This window comes from Streptomyces sp. NPDC002619 (genome assembly GCF_042889305.1).
Lineage (GTDB): Bacteria > Actinomycetota > Actinomycetes > Streptomycetales > Streptomycetaceae > Streptomyces.
On the sequence record NZ_JBIAQV010000147.1, the window covers coordinates 1 to 1,901 of the forward strand.

Annotated in this window: 2 protein-coding genes; both read left to right on the plus strand. The window is 67.5% G+C overall.

The window, feature by feature from the left end; genetic code table 11:
• Nucleotides 1-451 precede the first annotated feature (451 nt).
• Nucleotides 452-1,126, plus strand: coding sequence for a BlaI/MecI/CopY family transcriptional regulator (locus ACFYXB_RS45905; protein ID WP_389591456.1), 675 nt, complete (start codon nucleotides 452-454; stop codon nucleotides 1,124-1,126).
• A gap of 208 nt (nucleotides 1,127-1,334) precedes the next feature.
• Nucleotides 1,335-1,694, plus strand: a complete 360-nt coding sequence (locus tag ACFYXB_RS45910) for a putative quinol monooxygenase (RefSeq protein WP_389591458.1) — start codon at nucleotides 1,335-1,337, stop codon at nucleotides 1,692-1,694.
• Nucleotides 1,695-1,901: the final 207 nt, after the last annotated feature.

Below are 1,901 nucleotides of genomic sequence, written 5' to 3' on the forward strand. Positions count from 1 at the left end.
ATCATGCGGCGGCGCACCGCTCCAGGTGGTCAAGGACTACATCGAGAACCAGAAGCGGCCCGACTGAGTACGGACCGTTGGCGGAGCATTCCAGAACGATCCTGCGGCGCTCCGCGCCGCAGCACTCAGGATCGGATTCCCTCCCCGCCCGAAGGCGGGGATTCCCCCCGAAGAAGAGGGATGGCAACTCCCCCACGAGGCTCCCACCAACGCACTCTGCAGTACACCCCAGACATCACCACGTGCGCCGCCCCTGAACCTCACCTCGAACAAAAGACATCACTCAAGTGAAACAACAGGCTTAACTCACACGTACCATCTCTATGCTGGGCTATTTGCAGCAGTGACCGCCGCTGCCTTCAGACACCAGCCCGAGCCCACACGCGTGGCGCTCTGCGCCGCCGCCAAAGACCTGGCCCATCCGGCCAGGAACACCGAGAAAGGCAACACCATGTCGGAGAGCACAACGGCAACCACCGGGCTGACGTCGCAGTACGCCGCCCAGGTGACCAGCGACCTCGAGCACAATGCCAAGGAGCAGGAACGCATCAGCGCGGACATCGCCGCACTGCAGGAGCAGCTGGCCGCCCTGCAGCACGACCACGCCGTGCTGGTCAACGTGCAGCAGGTACTTGGTGGCGTTTCGCCGACATCCATTCAGCCTGCGGCCACCCCGGACAGCTCCACCGTGCCCGCCCCCCGTAAGAAGACCTCTGGTGAGCACGGTGCCGGCAAGCGGACGCGGGCGAAGAAGACCGACGACACGCAGGACCGCGCGGCGGCCAAGAACTCTGCGCCCAAGAAGACGGCTGCCGGCAAGAAGCCTGCGGGCGACATCACAGCCGTGAAGGCGACCCGGCCCACGCTGGTCGAACTCATCCGCAGCCACCTCACCGAGCAGAGCGACCCGCGCTCCGCAGCGGAGGTCGCCAGCGCACTCGACACGGCCCACCCCGAACGCGGCATCAAGACCACCGTCGTGCGCACCACCCTCGAAAACCTGGTGGCCAAGAATCAGGCTCAGCGCACCAAGCAGGGCAGCTCCGTCTACTACACCGCCCCCAACACGGCCGAGCAGACGGCCTCACACGCCAAGGACGGGCAGCTGTCCGACCAGGCCGAGTAAGACCACCAGAGGGCAGACTGCCGCAGCAGCGGGGGCGGCGGTGACACCGGTCCGGCTGGCGGTGTCCACCGGCCGCTTGCCGCATCAGGCTCAGCGCAGCTGCGGTACGCCGACTATCCTCAGCTGTGTGCGCGGGAACCCGGTAGGTCAGTCTTCGTCCGGGATGGCCTGGGCACCGTCCCGGCCGGGCATCCGGACAAAGACCGGGTTGGCCGAGATCGCCGAGGACTCCATGCGGTCGGCCTCATCGGACGCGCCGTCGGTGCGCAGTGCCCGGATCAGGTCGTGCAGGACTATCGCCTCATTCCACTCGCCGACTTCACCGCCGCGACCCGAGCCCGGCAACCTCTTCTTCGAGTGGTCCGTCGACACCGCCGCCGCCCACCGCTTCGTCCTGCTGGAGGCCTTCGCCTCCAGCGAGGCGGGCGCCGCGCACGTCAACTCCAACCACTTCAAGACGGCCATGGCGTGGATGCCGGACGTCGTGGCCGAGACGCCCGACCTCATCCACGTCGAGACCGAGGGGCAGGGCTGGTCGCGCATGGCGGAGGTGACGCCGCGGAGGTGACCCGGGCAATTCGTTGGCGCGCCGCTGGCCGCGGTACGCATCGCGAACGCAGCGGCGGTTGCGTTGTCCGACAGTTCCCCGATCGCCATCCCTTCTCTTCGGGGGGAATCCCCGCCTTCAGGCGGGGAGGGAATCCGATCCTGAGCAGTGCGGCGCGGAGCGCCGCAGCATCGCTCCGAAGTGCTCCACCAGCGGCCCGCACTTTGT